Raw genomic sequence first — 16180 nt, 5'->3', positions numbered from 1 at the left:
CCAGAGACCCTGGCGCCGTGCGGTCCTTTGTGCCTGAGCGTTTCCGGGGGCCGGTTGCGCCTTCGGCGGCGGACGAATCCGCTCTCTCCCGCACGGGTGGTTCGGGCGGAGGCAACATGGCGGAACTGCGGTGGCGGCGCAACTGCGACGTTAGCCGCCGAGCAGGTCCCGGGCCGCCCCGGTAAGTCCATCCCATCCAAATGGATTCAGCACGTGGACACCGCGTGAAGCGCTTTCCGCTCATGCAGTGCATCCCGCTCGAGCGAACCAGCCACTATGGGCCAGCCATGCTCCATGCTGGCCAAGGTGCGCGCCAACGCCGCCTCATCGCGTCCCCGCGGCGAACTTCACCGCCTCTTCCGCCGCACGAAACAGCGCGCGGGCCTTTTGGCGGGATTCTTCGTATTCCGCCTCCGGCGTGCTGTCCGCTACTACGCCGCCGCCGGCTTGGACGTGCATGACGCCGTCCTTCACCACGGCGGTGCGCAGGCCGATGCAGGTGTCCATCGTGCCATCCGCGGCGAAGTAGCCGATGCAGCCGCCGTATAGGCCGCGGCGAACCGGCTCCAACTCCTCGATGATCTCCATGGCGCGGATCTTCGGCGCCCCGGTCAGCGTGCCGGCCGGGAATCCGGCGACGAGCGCGTCCACCGCGTCCAGCCCTTCTCGCAACGTCCCCTCCACGTTGGAGGAAATGTGCATGACGTGGCTGAACCGCTCGATCGTGAAGCTCTCCGTCACCTTCACCGTACCGGTGGCGGCGACGCGGCCAACGTCGTTGCGGCCCAGATCCAGCAGCATCAGATGCTCCGCCCGCTCCTTCGGATCGCCCAGCAGGTCAGCCTCCAGTGCCGCGTCTTCCGCCGGGGTGGCGCCGCGGCGGCGGGTGCCGGCCAGGGGGCGGATGGTGACGGTGTTGTCGCGCATTCGCACCAGGATCTCTGGGCTGCTGCCAACTACGGCGAAGCCACCAAAATCCAGGAAGAACAGGAACGGCGCCGGATTGATCCGCCGCAATGATCGATACAGTGCGAAGGGCGGCAATGCGAAGGGCGCCGAGAAACGCTGCGACGGCACCGCCTGGAAAATGTCGCCCTCGACAATGTATTCCTTCATCCGCACCACCATCGCCTCGAACGCGGCGCGGTCCATGTTCGGCACCGGATCGGGCGGCGGCAGCGTCACGGGCGGCGCGGCCCGGGGCAGCGGGCGCGCCAGGGCGGATTGGGCGTCGGCAATACGGGCCTGCGCCTCGGCCCAGGCCTGGTCGGGCGATACGCCGGACGCCGGGCGCACGGGCACTGCCAGGGTCAACTCGTCGCGCACGGTGTCGAACACGGCGAACAAGGTTGGGCGCATCATCAGCGCGTCCGGCAGGCCCAGCACGTCGACGTTCTTGGCCGGCAGGCGCTCCATCAGCCGCACCATGTCGTAGCCGAGGAAGCCGAACAGCCCCCCGCACATCGGCGGCACGCCCGGCGGCAGTGCCATCTGCGACTCGGCGATGGCGGCGCGCAGGCTGTCCAGCGCCGGACGCTCGTCCACCACGAAGGCGTGCGGCGCGGCCAGGGCGTTGCGGTTCACCTCCGCCCGGCCATTCACGCAGCGCCACAGCAGGTCTGGCGCCATACCGATGATGGAGTAGCGGCCGCGGGACGCTCCGCCCTCCACACTCTCCAGCAGGAAGCTGTTGGGCTGGCCGTGCGCCAGCTTGAGGAACGCGGCGACGGGGGTCTGCAGATCAGCCACATCGGTGACGGCAACCAGCGTGCCCTCCCCGGCGGCATAAGCCTTGGCAAATTCAGGTGTCATTGCACCATGCTCTCAAACAGCGGGCGGTTGATCGTCACACGGTCCCGATCCCGCAGGGCAGCGAGGAAGGTCGCCTCCAGATCGTTGCTCATCGACACGCCGCCGGCTTTGGCGACGGCGTTCAGCCCGGCGACGTCCTTCACCGGGTCCGGCTTGTTGATGGAGGTGGGGACGGCGACGATGAAGCCGGTCGTCGTCTCCGCCATCGTAGCGTGGCCCAGATCGGTGGTGAAGAACGGGTCGGGCCGCGCGCCGGGCTGGAAAGCCGGGCGACGGATCGGCGGGCTGTGGGTGATGGCCACTTTCGCCGTCGCAGCGGCGTCGGCCAGCTTGCCGCCGCCATTCACCGTGGTCAGCAATTGGGTGGCAATCACCTCCTGCTCGTGGCGGCGGGCGGCGCGAAGCCAGTCTTCCTTCACCCGGTCCGTCACTTTCTCAAGCGGCGGCAGTTCCGGCGCCTGGATGGCCTCCACCCGGATCGTGAAGGAAGTATTGTCCGGCCCGCTGTCCAGTGTCGGCGCGTCACCCGGCGACAGGGCGAAGGCGCGGGTGATGATCGCCTGGCGCAGCGCCGGGTTGTCCGGGAGGGGCGCGGGGGTGCCGTCCGGCGTGGTGCCCTTGGCATCCAATGTGCCGGCCAGTGCCGCAACGCCCAGACCGGCGGGCAGCTTGTCCCAGTCCGTATTGGCGGCCAGCAGATCCTGCAATTGGTTGGTCCGGTCGTCGATCTCCTCCCCGGCCTTGTCCAGCGCGACCTTCGCCTTCACCTGGGCGGCAACGGAATCATAGGTTTCCTCGCCACCGGCCTGCAGCTTGATCACCTTGAACACGGGCCAGCCGCCCTCGGCCTGGACCGGGCCGGTCACGGCATTGGCGCCCGCGGCAAACACCGGGTCCGCCAAGGCGGGGGACGGGAATGCGTCCTTCGTACTGTCGTCCAGTTGCACGGCGGAGGCATTGGCCGCTGCGGCCTTTGCCTGCATGTCCGTCCAATCAGCCCCGGCGATCCACGCCGTCGCCAGCGCCTTGCCGGCTGCCTCGGTCGGGGCGACGATCACCTGGGCGGTGCGCGTCTCCACCTTCACGAAGCTCGATTTGTGCGAGTCGAAATACGCCTTGGCGTCGGCGTCGCTCACGTCGATGTCGCGCGACACGCTGTCCGGTGACAGGATCAGCACCCGCACCCGGCGAAATTCCGGCGTGCGATAATCTTCGGCGTTGTCGTCGTACTGCCGTTCGATCTGGTCGGGCGTCGGGGCTGGCGGCTCCACGGCGCCGGCAAAGGGCAGGTTCACAAGATCGGCCGTCCGCGTCTCACCCTCGTAGCCGAAGATCAGCTTGGTCGCGATGTCGGGCGCGTAGCCGCCGGCGCGCACCGCGTCGATCACCTGCACGTTGCCGAGCTTGGTGCGGGTCAGCGCCAGGTAATGCGCCTCGGTATCGTTGATGCTGCGCATGATGTTCAGGAAGGCATTGTGGTCGAACTGGCCGCCCACGCCTTGGAATGCCGGATCCTGGAAGATGACCTGGCGCAGCGCGTCATCCGGCACCTGCAGGTTCAGGCGCTTGGCCTCCGACGCCAGGGACGCCTGCACGACGAGTTGCTGCAACGCTTCCTCAGCCGAGAAGCGGCGCATTTCCGGCGTCGGCGGGGTGGTCACGCGCTCCTGCTGCATGTGCTGGGCCAGAACGCGACGGGCGGCGCGCTGTAGCTCCGCCGGGTCGATCCGCTGACCACCGACACTGGCGACGCTGTTCGGGTCGCCGCCATCGCTGAAGAAATTGCGCACGACGTCGGCAACACCCCACAGGCCGAACGAGGCGACCAGTAGGATGAAGAAGATCTTCGCGGGCCAAGTGGCAGCGAACCGGCGAAATGAACCGAGCATGGGCGCACTCTACTCGACAAAAATGGGGTGGAAGAAGCCGGGTCGAAAGGGGGCGCACCATAGGGAGAGCCCTGCCGCATTGCCAGCCCCGCCCCTGCCCGGTAGGAGCCGAGTGCGGGGAGGACGTTCGAATGCGCCAATTGATCGCCGGCAACTGGAAGATGAACACCGTCACAGCGGAGGCGGCGGCCCTGGCCCAGGCGCTGCGAAACGGTGTGCCCGGTTGCGATGTGCTGGTATGCCCGCCCGCGACCCAGTTGGTGGCGGTGGCGGGGATCCTCGCCGGGTCGCCGGTCGCGGTTGGCGGCCAAGATTGCCACTGGGAAGCGAAGGGCGCCCACACCGGCGATATCTCCGCCCCGATGCTACGCGACGCCGGGGCAAGCTGGGTGATCCTGGGCCATTCCGAGCGCCGGGCGAACCACGCCGAGTTGGACGAGACGGTGCGGGAGAAGGCGGTTGCAGCGGCCGCTGCCGGGCTGGCCCCGATCGTTTGCGTGGGCGAAACCGACGAGCAGCGCAGCGCGGGGCGCGAGACCGAGGTGGTCGGCTGGCAGTTGGCCGGAAGCCTACCGAAGGATTTCGCGGGGGTAGTGGCCTACGAGCCGATTTGGGCGATCGGCAGCGGCAAGAGTGCGACGGAGGAGGATGTGGAGACGATGCACGCCTTCATCCGGGCCGAATTGTTGCGCCAGTTTCCAGAAACAGGCGCGGCTATGCGCATTTTGTATGGCGGCTCGGTCAAGCCTTCCAACGCCGCATCCCTACTGGCACTGCCGGACGTAGGCGGTGCACTGGTGGGTGGGGCGAGCCTGGTGGCGCAAGACTTCTTGGCGATCGCGAGGGCAGCGCGACCAGGCTAGTCCGGTAGGTATTCGTCCGACAGGAGGTCGACCTCGCTCCATGGGCAAACCGTTGGGAAGATGCTACGGGCGAAACCTGTTTCCGTTTCAGCTGCGGTGACTGCTCGCGGGTATGACTTGGCGATCCCCGAGGCGATCGTGGGGCGGAGACTGGGACTTTCTTCCAGCAGTTGCTGAATGCCCTCGCGTTGTTCAAGGATCGTACCGCGCCAGCCGCTGCTTGGAGCGCTTGGCTGAAATTGCCATTTCAGCAGATGCATCAGCAGAACTTTAAGCCGGCTGAGCAATTCGCGTCGATCGCTGCGGCCCAAAGACTCGATCTCCTCCGCCAGGTTCTCGATGTCGAGCCAGGCACGCGCAGCAGCCGGAGCCGGCTAGCCTGCTCCTGCGACCAGGCATGAAAATCTTCCTCGTAGCCGGCAGACTCGGGTGCGAAAATCGGAACTTGGATCGTGTCCGTATTGCCCATACGGCACCTTATCACTCGATACACGTCAACGCACGCTCGCCGTCCGGCCATGCGGGGCTTTCAGCTTGGCCTCAAAAGCCCTAGAACGCCGCCGCCCCCAAAGGATTGACCATGACCACCGTGCTACTGATTATCCACCTGTTCGTTACGCTGGCATTGATCGGCGTGGTGCTGATCCAGCGCAGCGAGGGCGGTGGGCTGGGCGTCGGCACGTCGCAGGGCATGGGCTCGTTCATGTCCGGCCGCGGCACCGCCAATTTGCTGACGCGCACGACGGCGATCCTGGGCACTGCCTTTTTCGTGCTGTCCCTGGCCCTGGCGTTGCTGAACCGCGGCACCACCGTCAACGGCGGCCGGTCGATCCTGGATGTGCCCGCGGCTCGTGTCCTGCCAGCAACACCCACGGCCCCGGCAGCCCCCGCGACTTCGGCGCCGACGCCTGGGCCGGCGGCGACCGAATCGATTACACCCGCCCCCGCGACTCCTGCGCCGACGGCCCCGGCAGCGCCTGCCACGACGGCGCCAGCACCACAAACCCCATCTGCCCCGGTCACCCCCGCGCCAAATACAGCCAAGCCCTGACACGGAGCGGCTTCACGCCGGGCCCATAGACCGATATGAGGGCCTTCCATGACGCGGTTCGTATTTATCACCGGCGGCGTGGTTTCCTCCCTGGGCAAAGGTGTCGCAGCAGCCGCTCTCGGCACGCTGCTGCAGGCCCGGGGTTATTCCGTGCGCCTTCGCAAGCTAGACCCCTACCTCAACGTCGATCCGGGCACGATGAGCCCGTATCAGCACGGCGAGGTGTTCGTTACCGATGACGGGGCCGAGACCGACCTCGACCTCGGCCATTACGAGCGGTTCACTGGGGTCCACGCTTCCCGCAGCGACAATGCGACCACGGGGCGCATCTACTCCGAGGTGATCGCGAAGGAGCGCCGGGGCGATTACCTGGGCGCCACCGTTCAGGTGATCCCGCACATCACGGACGCCATCAAGGAAGTCATCGTCCGCGACCTCCACGATGAAGATGGCAAAGAGCTGGATTTCGCCCTGATCGAGATCGGCGGCACCGTTGGCGACATCGAGAGCCTGCCGTTCCTGGAGGCCATCCGCCAGCTCGGCAACGAGTTGGGCCCGCAGCAAACCATGTTCGTGCACCTGACATTGGTGCCCTACATACCCTCTGCCGGGGAATTGAAGACCAAACCGACCCAGCACTCCGTCAAGGAATTGCAGAACGTCGGCATCCAGCCGCAAATGTTGCTGTGCCGCTGTGATCGGCCAATCCCGGAGGCCGAGCGGCGCAAGATCGCCTCGTTCTGCAACGTGCGGGTCGAGGCAGTGGTGGCGGCGCTGGACGCCGACACGATCTACGCCGTGCCCGACGCCTATCACCGCGAGGGGCTGGATCGGGAGGTGCTGCGCCACTTCAACCTGCCTCAGCAGGACACCCCGCCGGATATGAGCCGGTGGCAGCGCGTGGTCGAAATCGTGCGCGCGCCGGAGGGTGAGGTGCGGATCGCGGTCGTCGGCAAATACACCAACCTGCTGGACAGCTATAAGTCGCTGAACGAGGCGCTGACCCATGGCGGCATCGCCAACCGGGTGCGTGTTCACCTGGACTGGGTCGACAGCCAGGTCTTCGAGCAACCCCACACCATCGCCCGGTTGGAAGGCGTCCACGGCATCCTGGTGCCCGGCGGCTTCGGTGAGCGTGGGACCGAGGGCAAGATCGAAGCCGTGCGGTTCGCCCGCGAGCACAAGGTGCCGTTCTTCGGCATCTGCTTCGGCATGCAGATGGCGGTGATCGAGGCCGCTCGGCACCTGGCCGGGCTACCCAACGCGTCCTCCACCGAATTCGGCCCCTGCGACGAAGCCGTGGTCGGACTGCTGACCGAGTGGGCTCGCGGCAACGAACGGGAGAAGCGGGAGCAAGGCGGCGACCTCGGCGGCACGATGCGCCTGGGCGCCTACCCGGCAATCCTCGGCGAGGGCACGCTGGTGCGCAAACTCTACGGCGGCCAGGCGGAGATCATGGAGCGGCATCGCCATCGCTTCGAGGTCAACATCCACTACCGCGACCGGTTGGAGGCTGCGGGATTGCGCTTCAGCGGCCTGTCGCCGGACGGAATCCTGCCGGAAACGGTGGAATTGCCGGGCCATCCCTGGTTCGTTGGCGTGCAGTATCACCCCGAACTCAAGAGCAAGCCGCTGGACCCGCACCCGCTGTTTCGCGGCTTCATCGAGGCCGCGGTGAAGCAGGCTCGGCTGGTCTAGCCCGAAGGAGTCGCCGCATGACGGACGTCACCATCCGCGACATCACGGTCGGCAACACCCTGCCCTTCACGCTGATCGCCGGCCCGTGCCAGATCGAGAGCGAGGCGCACGCCATAGAGACGGCGGACGCGCTGACGGCCGTGGCACGCGCGGCCGGCGTGGCGCTGATCTACAAAAGCAGCTTCGACAAAGCCAATCGCACCAGCGCCTCCGCCGCGCGCGGCATTGGGATGGCGCAAGGCCTGGCAATCCTAGCAGCGGTGCGCGAACGGTTCGGCATTCCCGTGCTGACGGATGTGCACGATGCCGGGCAATGCGGACCGGCGGCGGAGGTTGTGGACATACTGCAGATCCCGGCATTCCTGTGCCGCCAGACCGATCTGCTGATCGCCGCTGGGGAAACCGGTGCCGCGATCAACGTGAAGAAGGGCCAGTTCCTCGCCCCGTGGGACATGACCAATGTCGCCGCCAAGATAGCCTCTACCGGCAACCAGCGAATCTTGCTGACGGAGCGTGGGGCGTCCTTCGGCTATAACACGCTCGTCTCGGACATGCGGTCGTTGCCGATCATGGCGCAGACCGGTTACCCTGTGGTGTTCGACGCCACCCACTCCGTCCAGCAACCCGGCGGCCACGGCACCAGCAGCGGCGGGCAGCGCGAATTCGCCCCGGTGCTGGCGCGGGCCGCGCTCGCCGTGGGCGTGGCGGCGGTGTTCATCGAATGCCATGGGGACCCGGACCACGCGCCCTCTGACGGCCCGAACATGATCCCGATGCGGGAAATGCCGGCGCTGGTCGCTCGGCTGAAGGCCTACGACGCGCTGACGAAGGCTGTCTACCAGGCGTAATATTCAGGCGGCCGCGCGTAGGTGTAGGGTCGCCCATGCGCGTACAGTCGCGGGTATGGCATTCCCTCCGCCCAGCCAGTGGCCTCGTAGCCCGGCGCACGGTAGGCAGGCGCGGACGCATAAACGCGGGCGCTCCGGCGCGGCGGCTCGGCGCGGGCATATCGCCGCGGCGGTCCGGCCGGCAGCGGTGGCGTGGGCGGCAGCGGTAGAGCGGCGGCCGGATGCACCGGGATGCGAGGCAGAGGCGCCGCGTGTTCGACCGGCGGCAGCATGGCGAGCAGGCTGCTGTTCACGAACGGCACCTGCGGCAGCACCACGGGCGGCGGGGTGCCAATGGCGGCAACGGGCGGCGGCATCGGGATCGGCGCCGCCAACGCCAGCGCCACAGGGGCTGGCGACGGTTGCGTGGCTTGAAGGGCGACGGCACCGGAGCCCAATACCGTCAGCAGCCCGGCCCAACCGATCGCCAAATTTCTGAACGAGAAGATCGTCGTCATCACTTCATCCCCCGTGTCCGCGTCGGGCAGACATTAGTCCCCCACATCGGCCGCGGCCAGCGGAAGCGTCGTGCGGATCTTGCCGGGCAGCGCCACCCAGGGCCGATCGCCGCGATACGCGCGGTCGGACAGCACAATCGCCGCCCCGTCCCGCAGCCACACCGCATGGGCGCCATCCTGCCAGACGGTGAAGCGATCGATTCGCGGCAAGGCCGGGCAGACCACTCGCGCCGGCTCGGCAGACACCACCAGCGATGCGCCGCTGCAGTCCATCGGGCGCAGGCTACGGGCGAGCAGCACCGTCGCCCCGGCCTGGTCGATCCGGCAACCATCCGCCGTGCAGCGGATCGGGCCGGGGGCCCCGCTTTCGGGGAACGCCGCCGCCAGCGGCTGCGCCCAATATTGCGACCACGAGTCGAGCACGAAGCGGGAGAAGCCCGGCCGGGTCTGCAGCAGCGGCGGCGACCGCCAGGCGATCAGCCGCGCATCGGGCGCCACCAGCAGATCGGCCGGCGGGCTTGCCAGGCCGGACAGCAGGCCGGCGGCCACGACCACAGCCCCCACCAGCCGCATGCGTGAGCGCCATAGGCCCAGCCAGGCCAGCCCGATCGCCACCAGGCCCAGCCCCCAGACGGGCATATGCGGAACGCCGAACGTCGCAGCAGGAATGGCGGCGACGGTCCGCGCGATGGCGATGATCGCGTCCAACCCCCAGCCCATCGGGACCAGGGCCAGGCGCTCCAGCCCGAACGGCATCAGCATCAGGGCCAGCAGCCCGGCGGGCATCACCAGCATCGCCGTCAACGGCACGGCCAGCAGGTTGGCCAGGATGAAATAAAGCTGCACCCGACCAAAATGGTAGGCCCCGAACGGGGCGGCCGCGACGCCCGCCAGCAGGCTGGTCAACACCAGAGCAGCGACATGCCTGGCGACCCGGTGGCCTCGTAGGCGGGCGAGAACGGGGCTCATCACCTCGTATCCCGCGATCAGCGCCATGACGGCGGCGAAGCTCATCTGGAACGACACGCCAACGACCTCCTGCGGTGCCAGCAGCATCAGCGCCATCGCCGCCAGGGCCAGGCCGCGCATCGACAGGGCGCGGCGGCCGACCAGCACGCCCAGCCCACCAGCGACGCCATGGCGAACGACCGCAGCACTGGCACGTGCATGCCCGTCAGCAACACGTATCCCGCGCCGATGGCCAGGGCGGTGGCAGCGGCGATTTGTTTGCACGGCCAGTGCAGGGCCGACCGCTCCGACAAGGCCAGGCCAAACCGGGTCACCCCCATCACCAGCCCCATGACGATGCCGATGTGCAGCCCGGCCACCGCCAGCAGATGCGCCAGCCCCGAGTCGCGAAACGCCGCCCGATCGTCCGCCGGTATCGCGCTGCCCAGCCCCGTCAGCATCGTCGCGGCCACCGCACCCGGTGTGCCCGGCAGCCCCGCGATCAATCGCGCCGCCACGACCTCCCGCACGTGCAGCAGCCAGCCGCTTGGGGCAGCAGGGCCGGGCTGCGACAGCAACTCCACCTTGCCCAGCGCCACACCGGCGCCACCGAGGCCGCTGAAATAGGCGTCGCGCTGCAGATCCCACGCGCCCGGATAGGCCGGCGGCGCGGGCGGGCGCAGCACTGCACGGAGCCGCACCGAGTCGCCTGTCGCCAGCGCGACCGGGTCGGTGTTGCGCAACCTGACGTGCAGCGTGCGCGGCAGGGTGGCGCCGCCATCCAGCTGCGCACCGGCCAGGGTCAATCGCCGTCCCTCCGGCAGGTGCTCCACCGCCCGCACAGTCCCGGTGATGATGCTGGCGTGCCGCGGCAATTCCACCGGGCTGGCTGCGATATCGGTCGCAAACTGCGCCGACGCGAAGCCTGCGGCGGCGAAGACCAGCGCCAGCGCCATTCCGCGGGCCACCGCGTTGGATCGCAGCAGCACGGCCAATGCCGCCGTCCCGCACAGCAGACCAGGGCCGATCGCCCAGGACGGCTCCTGATCCAACGCGAAATACGACGCCACCCCGGCCATCATGCACACGGCCAGCCAGGGCATGAACCGCCCCCGCTCCACGACCGCGAGGTCGAGCAGCCAGGCGGGCGCCACGGGCACCCTCACAGTCCGGATAACGGCCAGCGCTGCATTCACGCATCGCAGGATAGCGAGCGCGCCCTCCCCAGGGAACATTCCCGCGTGCTATGGGCCATGGGACATGACCGTCCGCACACGATTTGCCCCCTCGCCCACCGGGTTGCTGCATATTGGCGGCGCCCGAACGGCCTTGTTTAACTATTTGTTCTCCCGCCACCTCGGCGGGCAGTTCCTGCTGCGGATCGAAGACACCGACCGCGCCCGCTCCACCGAGGCGAACACCCAGGCCATCCTGGACAGCCTGAACTGGCTGGGGCTGGAGCGGGACGAGCCGGAAATCTACCAATCCACCCGCGCCGCGCGCCATGCCGAGGTGGCGCGGTCGATGCTGGACACGGGGCACGCTTACCGCTGCTGGGCCACGCAGGAGGAGATAGCGGCCGCGCGCGACGCCGCCCGGGCCGCCGGCAAGCCGCTCCGTTTCGACAGCCCTTGGCGCGACCGCACCGACGGGCCGGATACGCCCTACGCGATCCGCCTGCGTGCGCCCCGCGAGGGGGAGACGACGGTGCAAGACCGGGTGCAGGGCACCGTCACAGTCGCCAATAGCGAGTTGGACGACATGATCATCCTGCGCAGCGACGGCACGCCGACCTACCAGCACGCCGTGGTGGTGGACGACCATGACATGGCCATCACCGACGTCATCCGCGGCGACGACCACATGACCAACACCTTCCGCCAGATCCAGGTGTTTCTGGCCAATGGCTGGGACGTACCGACCTTCGCCCACGTGCCCATGATCCATGGCCCGGACGGCGCGAAGCTGTCGAAGCGGCACGGCGCTGCCTCCGTCACCGATTTCCGGGACGCCGGGTATCTGCCGGAGACGATGTGCAACTACCTGCTACGGCTCGGCTGGGCGCACGGCGATGCCGAGATCCTGGGCCGGGACGAGGCGATCAAGCTGTTCACGCTGGAAGGCGTGGGCAAGTCGCCGGGCCGGATGGACTACAAGAAGCTCGACAACCTAAACGGCGTCTGGCTGCGCGAGGCGGATGACGACCGGCTGACGGCGGACGTTGTTGCCCGCCTGACTGCACGGGCCCTGAACGCCGAACCGGTCGCCGACCGCATCCGCATGCTGATGCCCGGGCTGAAGGAGCGCGCGAAGACGTTGGTCGAACTGGCCGACAACACGGCCTTCCTCGCCCGCACCATGCCGCTGGAGATGGACGCCAAAGCCACCGCGCTGCTGACACAGGAGGCCAAGACGATGCTGCGCGACGTCGCCAACGACCTGGCTGCCACCGATTTCTCCGCCCCGGCGCTGGACGCGGCGATCCGCGCCTATGCCGAGCGGTCGGGCCGCAAGCTCGGCCAGGTCGCCCAGCCGCTACGCGCGGCGCTGACGGGGACGACGACCAGCCCGGGGATCGACGTCACGCTCGCCGCGCTAGGCCGGGACGAAGCGGTTGCCCGCCTGCTGGCCGCCGCCGCATGAACCTCCCCAGCCGCCATCTTCTGGCGATCGAGGGGCTGCACCCGCCCCAGATCGCCAATCTGCTCGACCTGGCCGAAAGCTATGTGTTGCTGAACCGGTCCGGCAAAACCCAGCGGGACCTGCTGCGCGGCCGCACCCTGATCAACCTGTTCTTCGAGGACAGCACCCGCACCCGCACCAGCTTCGAACTGGCCGGCAAGCGGCTGGGGGCGGACGTGATCAACATGTCGGTCTCCTCCTCCTCGGTGAACAAGGGGGAGACGCTGCTGGACACCGCGGGCACGCTGAACGCCATGCAGTGCGACCTGCTGGTGGTGCGGCACGACCAGTCCGGCGCGCCATTGCTGCTGGCGCAGAAGGTGGATGCGGCGGTGATCAACGCCGGGGACGGGCTGCACGAACACCCGACCCAGGCACTGCTGGACGCACTGACGATCCGTCGTCGCCGTGGCCGGTTGCAGGGGCTGACGGTCGCTATCTGCGGCGACATCCTGCACTCCCGCGTGGCGCGGTCGAACATCCATCTGCTGACCACGATGGGCAGCCGGGTCCGCGTGGTCGGGCCGCCGACGCTGATCCCGGCGGAGGCAGCACGGCTGGGCGTCGAAGTATTCCACACCATGGATGAGGGGCTGGCCGGCGCCGACATCGTCATGATGCTGCGCCTGCAGAAGGAGCGGATGAATGGTGGCCTCGTCCCCTCCGCCCGCGAGTATTTCCGCTTCTTCGGTCTGGACGCCGCCCGGCTGGCAAAGGCCGCGCCGGACGCGCTGGTGATGCACCCCGGCCCGATGAACCGCGGGGTTGAGATCGACAGCGCCGTAGCCGATGACCCGGCGCGCTCGTTGATTCGGGAGCAAGTGGAAATGGGCGTCGCCGTGCGTATGGCGGTGCTGGATACGCTGTCGCGACGGGCACGGCGCAATGTTTGAGGCGCTGGCCCAATGACCGATACCCTGATCACCAATGTCCGCCTGCTCGACCCCTCATGCGGGGTGGATGTCGTGGGCGGCCTGCTGATCCGTGATGGGCTGCTCGCGGATTACGGCGCCAACCTCGGCCGCCCGGACGGCGCGGAGGTCATCGAGGGCGACGGCGCCGTGCTGTGCCCCGGCCTGGTCGACATGCGCGCCGCACTCGGCGAGCCGGGTTTCGAGTATCGCGAGACCATTGCCTCCGCGGCCCAGGCTGCGGCTGCGGGCGGCATTACGACGCTGGCCGCCCTGCCCGACAGCGCACCTGCCATTGACGACCCGGCCCTCGTGCGCCTGCTGCGCGCGCGCGGTGAGGAAACCGGCAGCCTCACCATCCTGCCCTACGGCGCCGTCACCCGCGGCTGCCGGGGTGAGGAATTGGCGGAGATCGGCCTGCTGGGCGAGGCCGGCGCCGTCGCATTCACCGATGGCCAGCACGCCATCGCCAGCACGCGGATGATGCGGCGCGCCCTGTCCTATGCGCATGGTTTCGGCTTCCGCATCATCCAACACCCGGAAGACCCCTCGCTGGCAGCAGGCGGCGCCGCCACCGAAGGCGAATTGGCCACTCGTTTGGGCCTGCCTGGCATTCCCGCCGCGGCAGAGGAGATCCTGGTCGCCCGCGACATCAGCCTGGTGCGGCTGACCGGCGGTTCGGTGCATTTCGCCCATGTCTCGACCGCCTCGGCACTTGAACTGATCCGCCGTGCGAAGGACGAGGGCCTGAATGTCAGTTGCGACACCGCCCCGCCCTATTTCGATCTGAACGAGACGGCGATCGGGGAATTCCGCACTTACGCGAAGCTCTCCCCGCCGCTGCGCACCGATAGCGATCGTCTTGCCGTTGCAGCGGCGCTGCGCGATGGCACGGTGGATGCCGTCGCCTCCGACCATCAGCCGCGCGATGCCGACGATAAGCGCTTCCCCTTCGCCCAGGCCTCCGCTGGAGGCGCCGGGCTGGCGACCCTGCTGGCGGTGACGCTGGCACAGGTGCACGGCTCCGGACTGGCATTGGGGGCGGCCATCGCGCTGCTCACCTCCCGCCCGGCGGCGCTGCTGGGCAGTGCGGCGGGGCGGCTGACCAAGGGCGAGCCAGCCGATCTGTGCCTGTTCGACCCGGAGCGGGCTTGGCGGGTCGAGGCCAACACCCTGCCCGGCAAGGCGCGCAACACCCCGTTCGACGGGCGCGCGCTGGAGGGCCGGGTGGTCGGCACGTGGAAGGCTGGCCGGCGGGTGTTCGGTTGAGCATGCCGGGGTCCCTGTATCCGTGAACACGGCGATCGCCCTCGCCATCGGCTTCCTGCTGGGGTCGATCCCGTTCGGCCTGCTGCTGACCCGATACGCCGGGCTGGGCGATATTCGCCGCATCGGCTCGGGCAGTATCGGCGCCACCAACGTGCTACGCACCGGCCGCAAGGACCTGGCGGCGGCCACCGTTCTATTGGACGTGCTGAAGGGCACCGCGGCCGTGCTGATCGCCGACCATCTGGGCGCCCCGGGCGCATTGGCCGGGCTGGCGGCTGTGTTGGGCCATACGTTGACACCATGGCTGCGATTCGAGGGCGGCAAGGGCGTCGCGACCGGATTGGGCGCGCTGTTGGGCATCGCCTGGCCAGTCGGCGTGGCCGTGGCTGCCATCTGGTTACTGACGGCGGTGCTGTCCCGCATCTCCTCGCTCTCGGCGCTGCTGGCCTGCGCGGCGAGCCCGTTCGTCGCGCTCACCATCGTGCCTTACCCCTGGCCGGTGCCGATCATCGCCGTCTGGATCGTTTGGCGGCATCGCAGCAACATTGCCCGCCTGCGCGCCGGCACCGAGCCGCGGATCGGTCAATAGTGAGCCCGGCGGAGCGCCTGGCCCGAATTCGCCTGGCGCGCACTTCGGGCATCGGCCCGCTCACCTTCCGCCGCCTGCTCTCCCGCTTCACCACCGCCGTCGCCGCCATCGATGGCTTGCCCGAGCTCGCCCGCGCCGGCGGCCGCCAGATGCCACCCAGCGTCACCGGCGCGTCGGTGATCGAGGCCGAACTCGCCCGGCTGGCCAAATTGGGCGGGCGAATGTTGGTTCTGGGGGATCTGGATTACCCACCGCTGCTTGCCACGCTGGAAGATGCGCCGCCCGCCATCTCCATATTTGGCGACCCGGCGCTTCTCACCCGCCGTGCCGTGGGCCTGGTGGGCGCCCGCAACGCCTCCGCGAACGGGCAACGCATGGCGGAGGCGTTGGCCGCCGACCTGGCCAGCCACGGCATGCTCGTCGTGTCCGGTCTGGCGCGGGGGATCGATACTGCGGCGCATATCGGCGCGCTGCACACCGGGACCACCGTCGCCGCCATTGCCGGCGGGTTGGACGTGCCTTACCCGGCGGAAAACACCGCATTGCAGTCCCGGATCGCCGAACACGGCGTCGTGATAGCGGAGGCGCCGCTGGGCACGGCACCGCAGAGCCGGCATTTTCCGCGGCGAAATCGCATCATCGCCGGGCTGTCGCTTGGCGTGGTGGTGGTGGAGGCGGCGCGCCATTCCGGCAGCCTGATCACGGCGCAATTGGCGCTGGATGCGAACCGCCTGGTGATGGCCGTCCCCGGCTCCCCTTTGGACCCAAGATGTCATGGTTCCAATGACTTGATCCGCAACGGCGCCGTGCTCGTAGGCCAGGCCTCCGACGTCGTGGAGGCGCTGCCCGACTGGGAGGCGATCGCTTCGCCGCGCTTGCCCCTTGGGTTTGAGGAGACGGCACCCCCATATGCCGCCCCGGCCGAACCGGAAAACGGGCCGGAAGCGAGGGCTGCGATCATCCGATTACTGGGGCCGGAGCCGACGCCCGTTGACGATCTGATACGGCGCTGCCAGTTGTCGGCATCCACTGTGATGGCCGTGCTGTTGGTGTTGGAGCTGGACGGGGTAGTGGAATCCTTGCCAGGCCATCGTGTTGCGCTCATTGCTTGAAGCCAAGGATC

Annotated in this window: 13 protein-coding genes, 1 pseudogene and 1 riboswitch; of the genes and pseudogenes, 9 read left to right on the top strand and 5 right to left on the bottom strand. The window is 68.5% G+C overall.

Going from position 1 to position 16180, the window contains the following annotated elements:
• Positions 1-10 precede the first annotated feature (10 nt).
• Positions 11-101: riboswitch (glycine riboswitch) on the bottom strand.
• 223 nt (positions 102-324) lie between these two features.
• Entirely contained in the window at positions 325-1812 is a 1488-nt protein-coding gene (gene trpE, locus GSQ76_RS03485; RefSeq protein WP_158742520.1) for an anthranilate synthase component I, read from the bottom strand.
• Positions 1809-3701 carry a peptidylprolyl isomerase gene (locus GSQ76_RS03480; protein WP_158742519.1) on the bottom strand — a complete coding sequence of 631 codons (1893 nt, stop codon included), beginning with the start codon at positions 3699-3701 and terminating at the stop codon, positions 1809-1811. The genes trpE and GSQ76_RS03480 overlap by 4 nt, the downstream gene beginning before the upstream one ends.
• A gap of 131 nt (positions 3702-3832) precedes the next feature.
• On the opposite strand from GSQ76_RS03480, the gene tpiA reads away from it, so the two are divergent.
• Positions 3833-4564 carry a triose-phosphate isomerase gene (gene tpiA, locus GSQ76_RS03475; RefSeq protein ID WP_158742518.1) on the top strand — a complete coding sequence of 244 codons (732 nt, stop codon included), beginning with the start codon at positions 3833-3835 and terminating at the stop codon, positions 4562-4564.
• Here tpiA and GSQ76_RS03470 read toward each other — a convergent pair.
• Positions 4561-4875, bottom strand: coding sequence for a DUF29 domain-containing protein (locus GSQ76_RS03470; RefSeq protein WP_216850876.1), 315 nt, complete (start codon positions 4873-4875; stop codon positions 4561-4563). The two genes, tpiA and GSQ76_RS03470, sit on opposite strands and share 4 nt — an antisense overlap.
• A gap of 269 nt (positions 4876-5144) precedes the next feature.
• Here GSQ76_RS03470 and secG point away from each other — a divergent pair, with 269 nt between their 5' ends.
• The 3 genes from secG to kdsA are packed head-to-tail and all read left to right on the top strand — an operon-like array spanning position 5145 to position 8161.
• Positions 5145-5615, top strand: coding sequence for a preprotein translocase subunit SecG (gene secG / locus GSQ76_RS03465; RefSeq protein WP_158742517.1), 471 nt, complete (start codon positions 5145-5147; stop codon positions 5613-5615).
• Between the two features lie 48 nt (positions 5616-5663).
• The gene (locus GSQ76_RS03460) at positions 5664-7313 is read left to right on the top strand and encodes a CTP synthase (RefSeq protein ID WP_158742516.1); all 1650 of its coding nucleotides are present in this window, start codon (positions 5664-5666) and stop codon (positions 7311-7313) included.
• 17 nt (positions 7314-7330) lie between these two features.
• On the top strand, positions 7331-8161 hold the full coding sequence (kdsA, locus tag GSQ76_RS03455; RefSeq protein WP_158742515.1) for a 3-deoxy-8-phosphooctulonate synthase: 831 nt from the start codon (positions 7331-7333) through the stop codon (positions 8159-8161).
• Here kdsA and GSQ76_RS03450 read toward each other — a convergent pair.
• Together GSQ76_RS03450 and GSQ76_RS32560 are read right to left on the bottom strand one after the other, a co-directional pair.
• A complete protein-coding gene (locus GSQ76_RS03450) occupies positions 8149-8658 on the bottom strand; it encodes a hypothetical protein (RefSeq protein ID WP_158742514.1) in 510 nt (169 codons plus the stop codon). The two genes, kdsA and GSQ76_RS03450, sit on opposite strands and share 13 nt — an antisense overlap.
• Positions 8659-8691: 33 nt before the next feature.
• Positions 8692-10685, bottom strand: a pseudogene (locus tag GSQ76_RS32560) (ComEC/Rec2 family competence protein).
• 181 nt (positions 10686-10866) lie between these two features.
• Here GSQ76_RS32560 and gltX point away from each other — a divergent pair.
• The 5 genes from gltX to dprA are packed head-to-tail and all read left to right on the top strand — an operon-like array spanning position 10867 to position 16169.
• Positions 10867-12249 carry a glutamate--tRNA ligase gene (gene gltX / locus GSQ76_RS03435; RefSeq protein ID WP_158742511.1) on the top strand — a complete coding sequence of 461 codons (1383 nt, stop codon included), beginning with the start codon at positions 10867-10869 and terminating at the stop codon, positions 12247-12249.
• Positions 12246-13181, top strand: coding sequence for an aspartate carbamoyltransferase catalytic subunit (locus tag GSQ76_RS03430; protein WP_158742510.1), 936 nt, complete (start codon positions 12246-12248; stop codon positions 13179-13181). The genes gltX and GSQ76_RS03430 overlap by 4 nt, the downstream gene beginning before the upstream one ends.
• A gap of 12 nt (positions 13182-13193) precedes the next feature.
• The gene (locus GSQ76_RS03425) at positions 13194-14468 is read left to right on the top strand and encodes a dihydroorotase family protein (RefSeq protein WP_158742509.1); all 1275 of its coding nucleotides are present in this window, start codon (positions 13194-13196) and stop codon (positions 14466-14468) included.
• Between the two features lie 22 nt (positions 14469-14490).
• The gene (plsY, locus tag GSQ76_RS03420) at positions 14491-15057 is read left to right on the top strand and encodes a glycerol-3-phosphate 1-O-acyltransferase PlsY (protein ID WP_158742508.1); all 567 of its coding nucleotides are present in this window, start codon (positions 14491-14493) and stop codon (positions 15055-15057) included.
• Complete coding sequence (gene dprA / locus GSQ76_RS03415; RefSeq protein WP_158742507.1) at positions 15057-16169, top strand: DNA-processing protein DprA; 1113 nt, start codon at positions 15057-15059, stop codon at positions 16167-16169. The genes plsY and dprA overlap by 1 nt, the downstream gene beginning before the upstream one ends.
• Positions 16170-16180 lie beyond the last annotated feature (11 nt).

It is taken from the genome of Acidisphaera sp. L21 (assembly GCF_009765685.1).
Lineage (GTDB): Bacteria > Pseudomonadota > Alphaproteobacteria > Acetobacterales > Acetobacteraceae > LMUY01.
The sequence above is the reverse complement of the archived record's forward strand: the minus strand, read 5'-3'. Positions and strand labels throughout refer to the sequence as shown.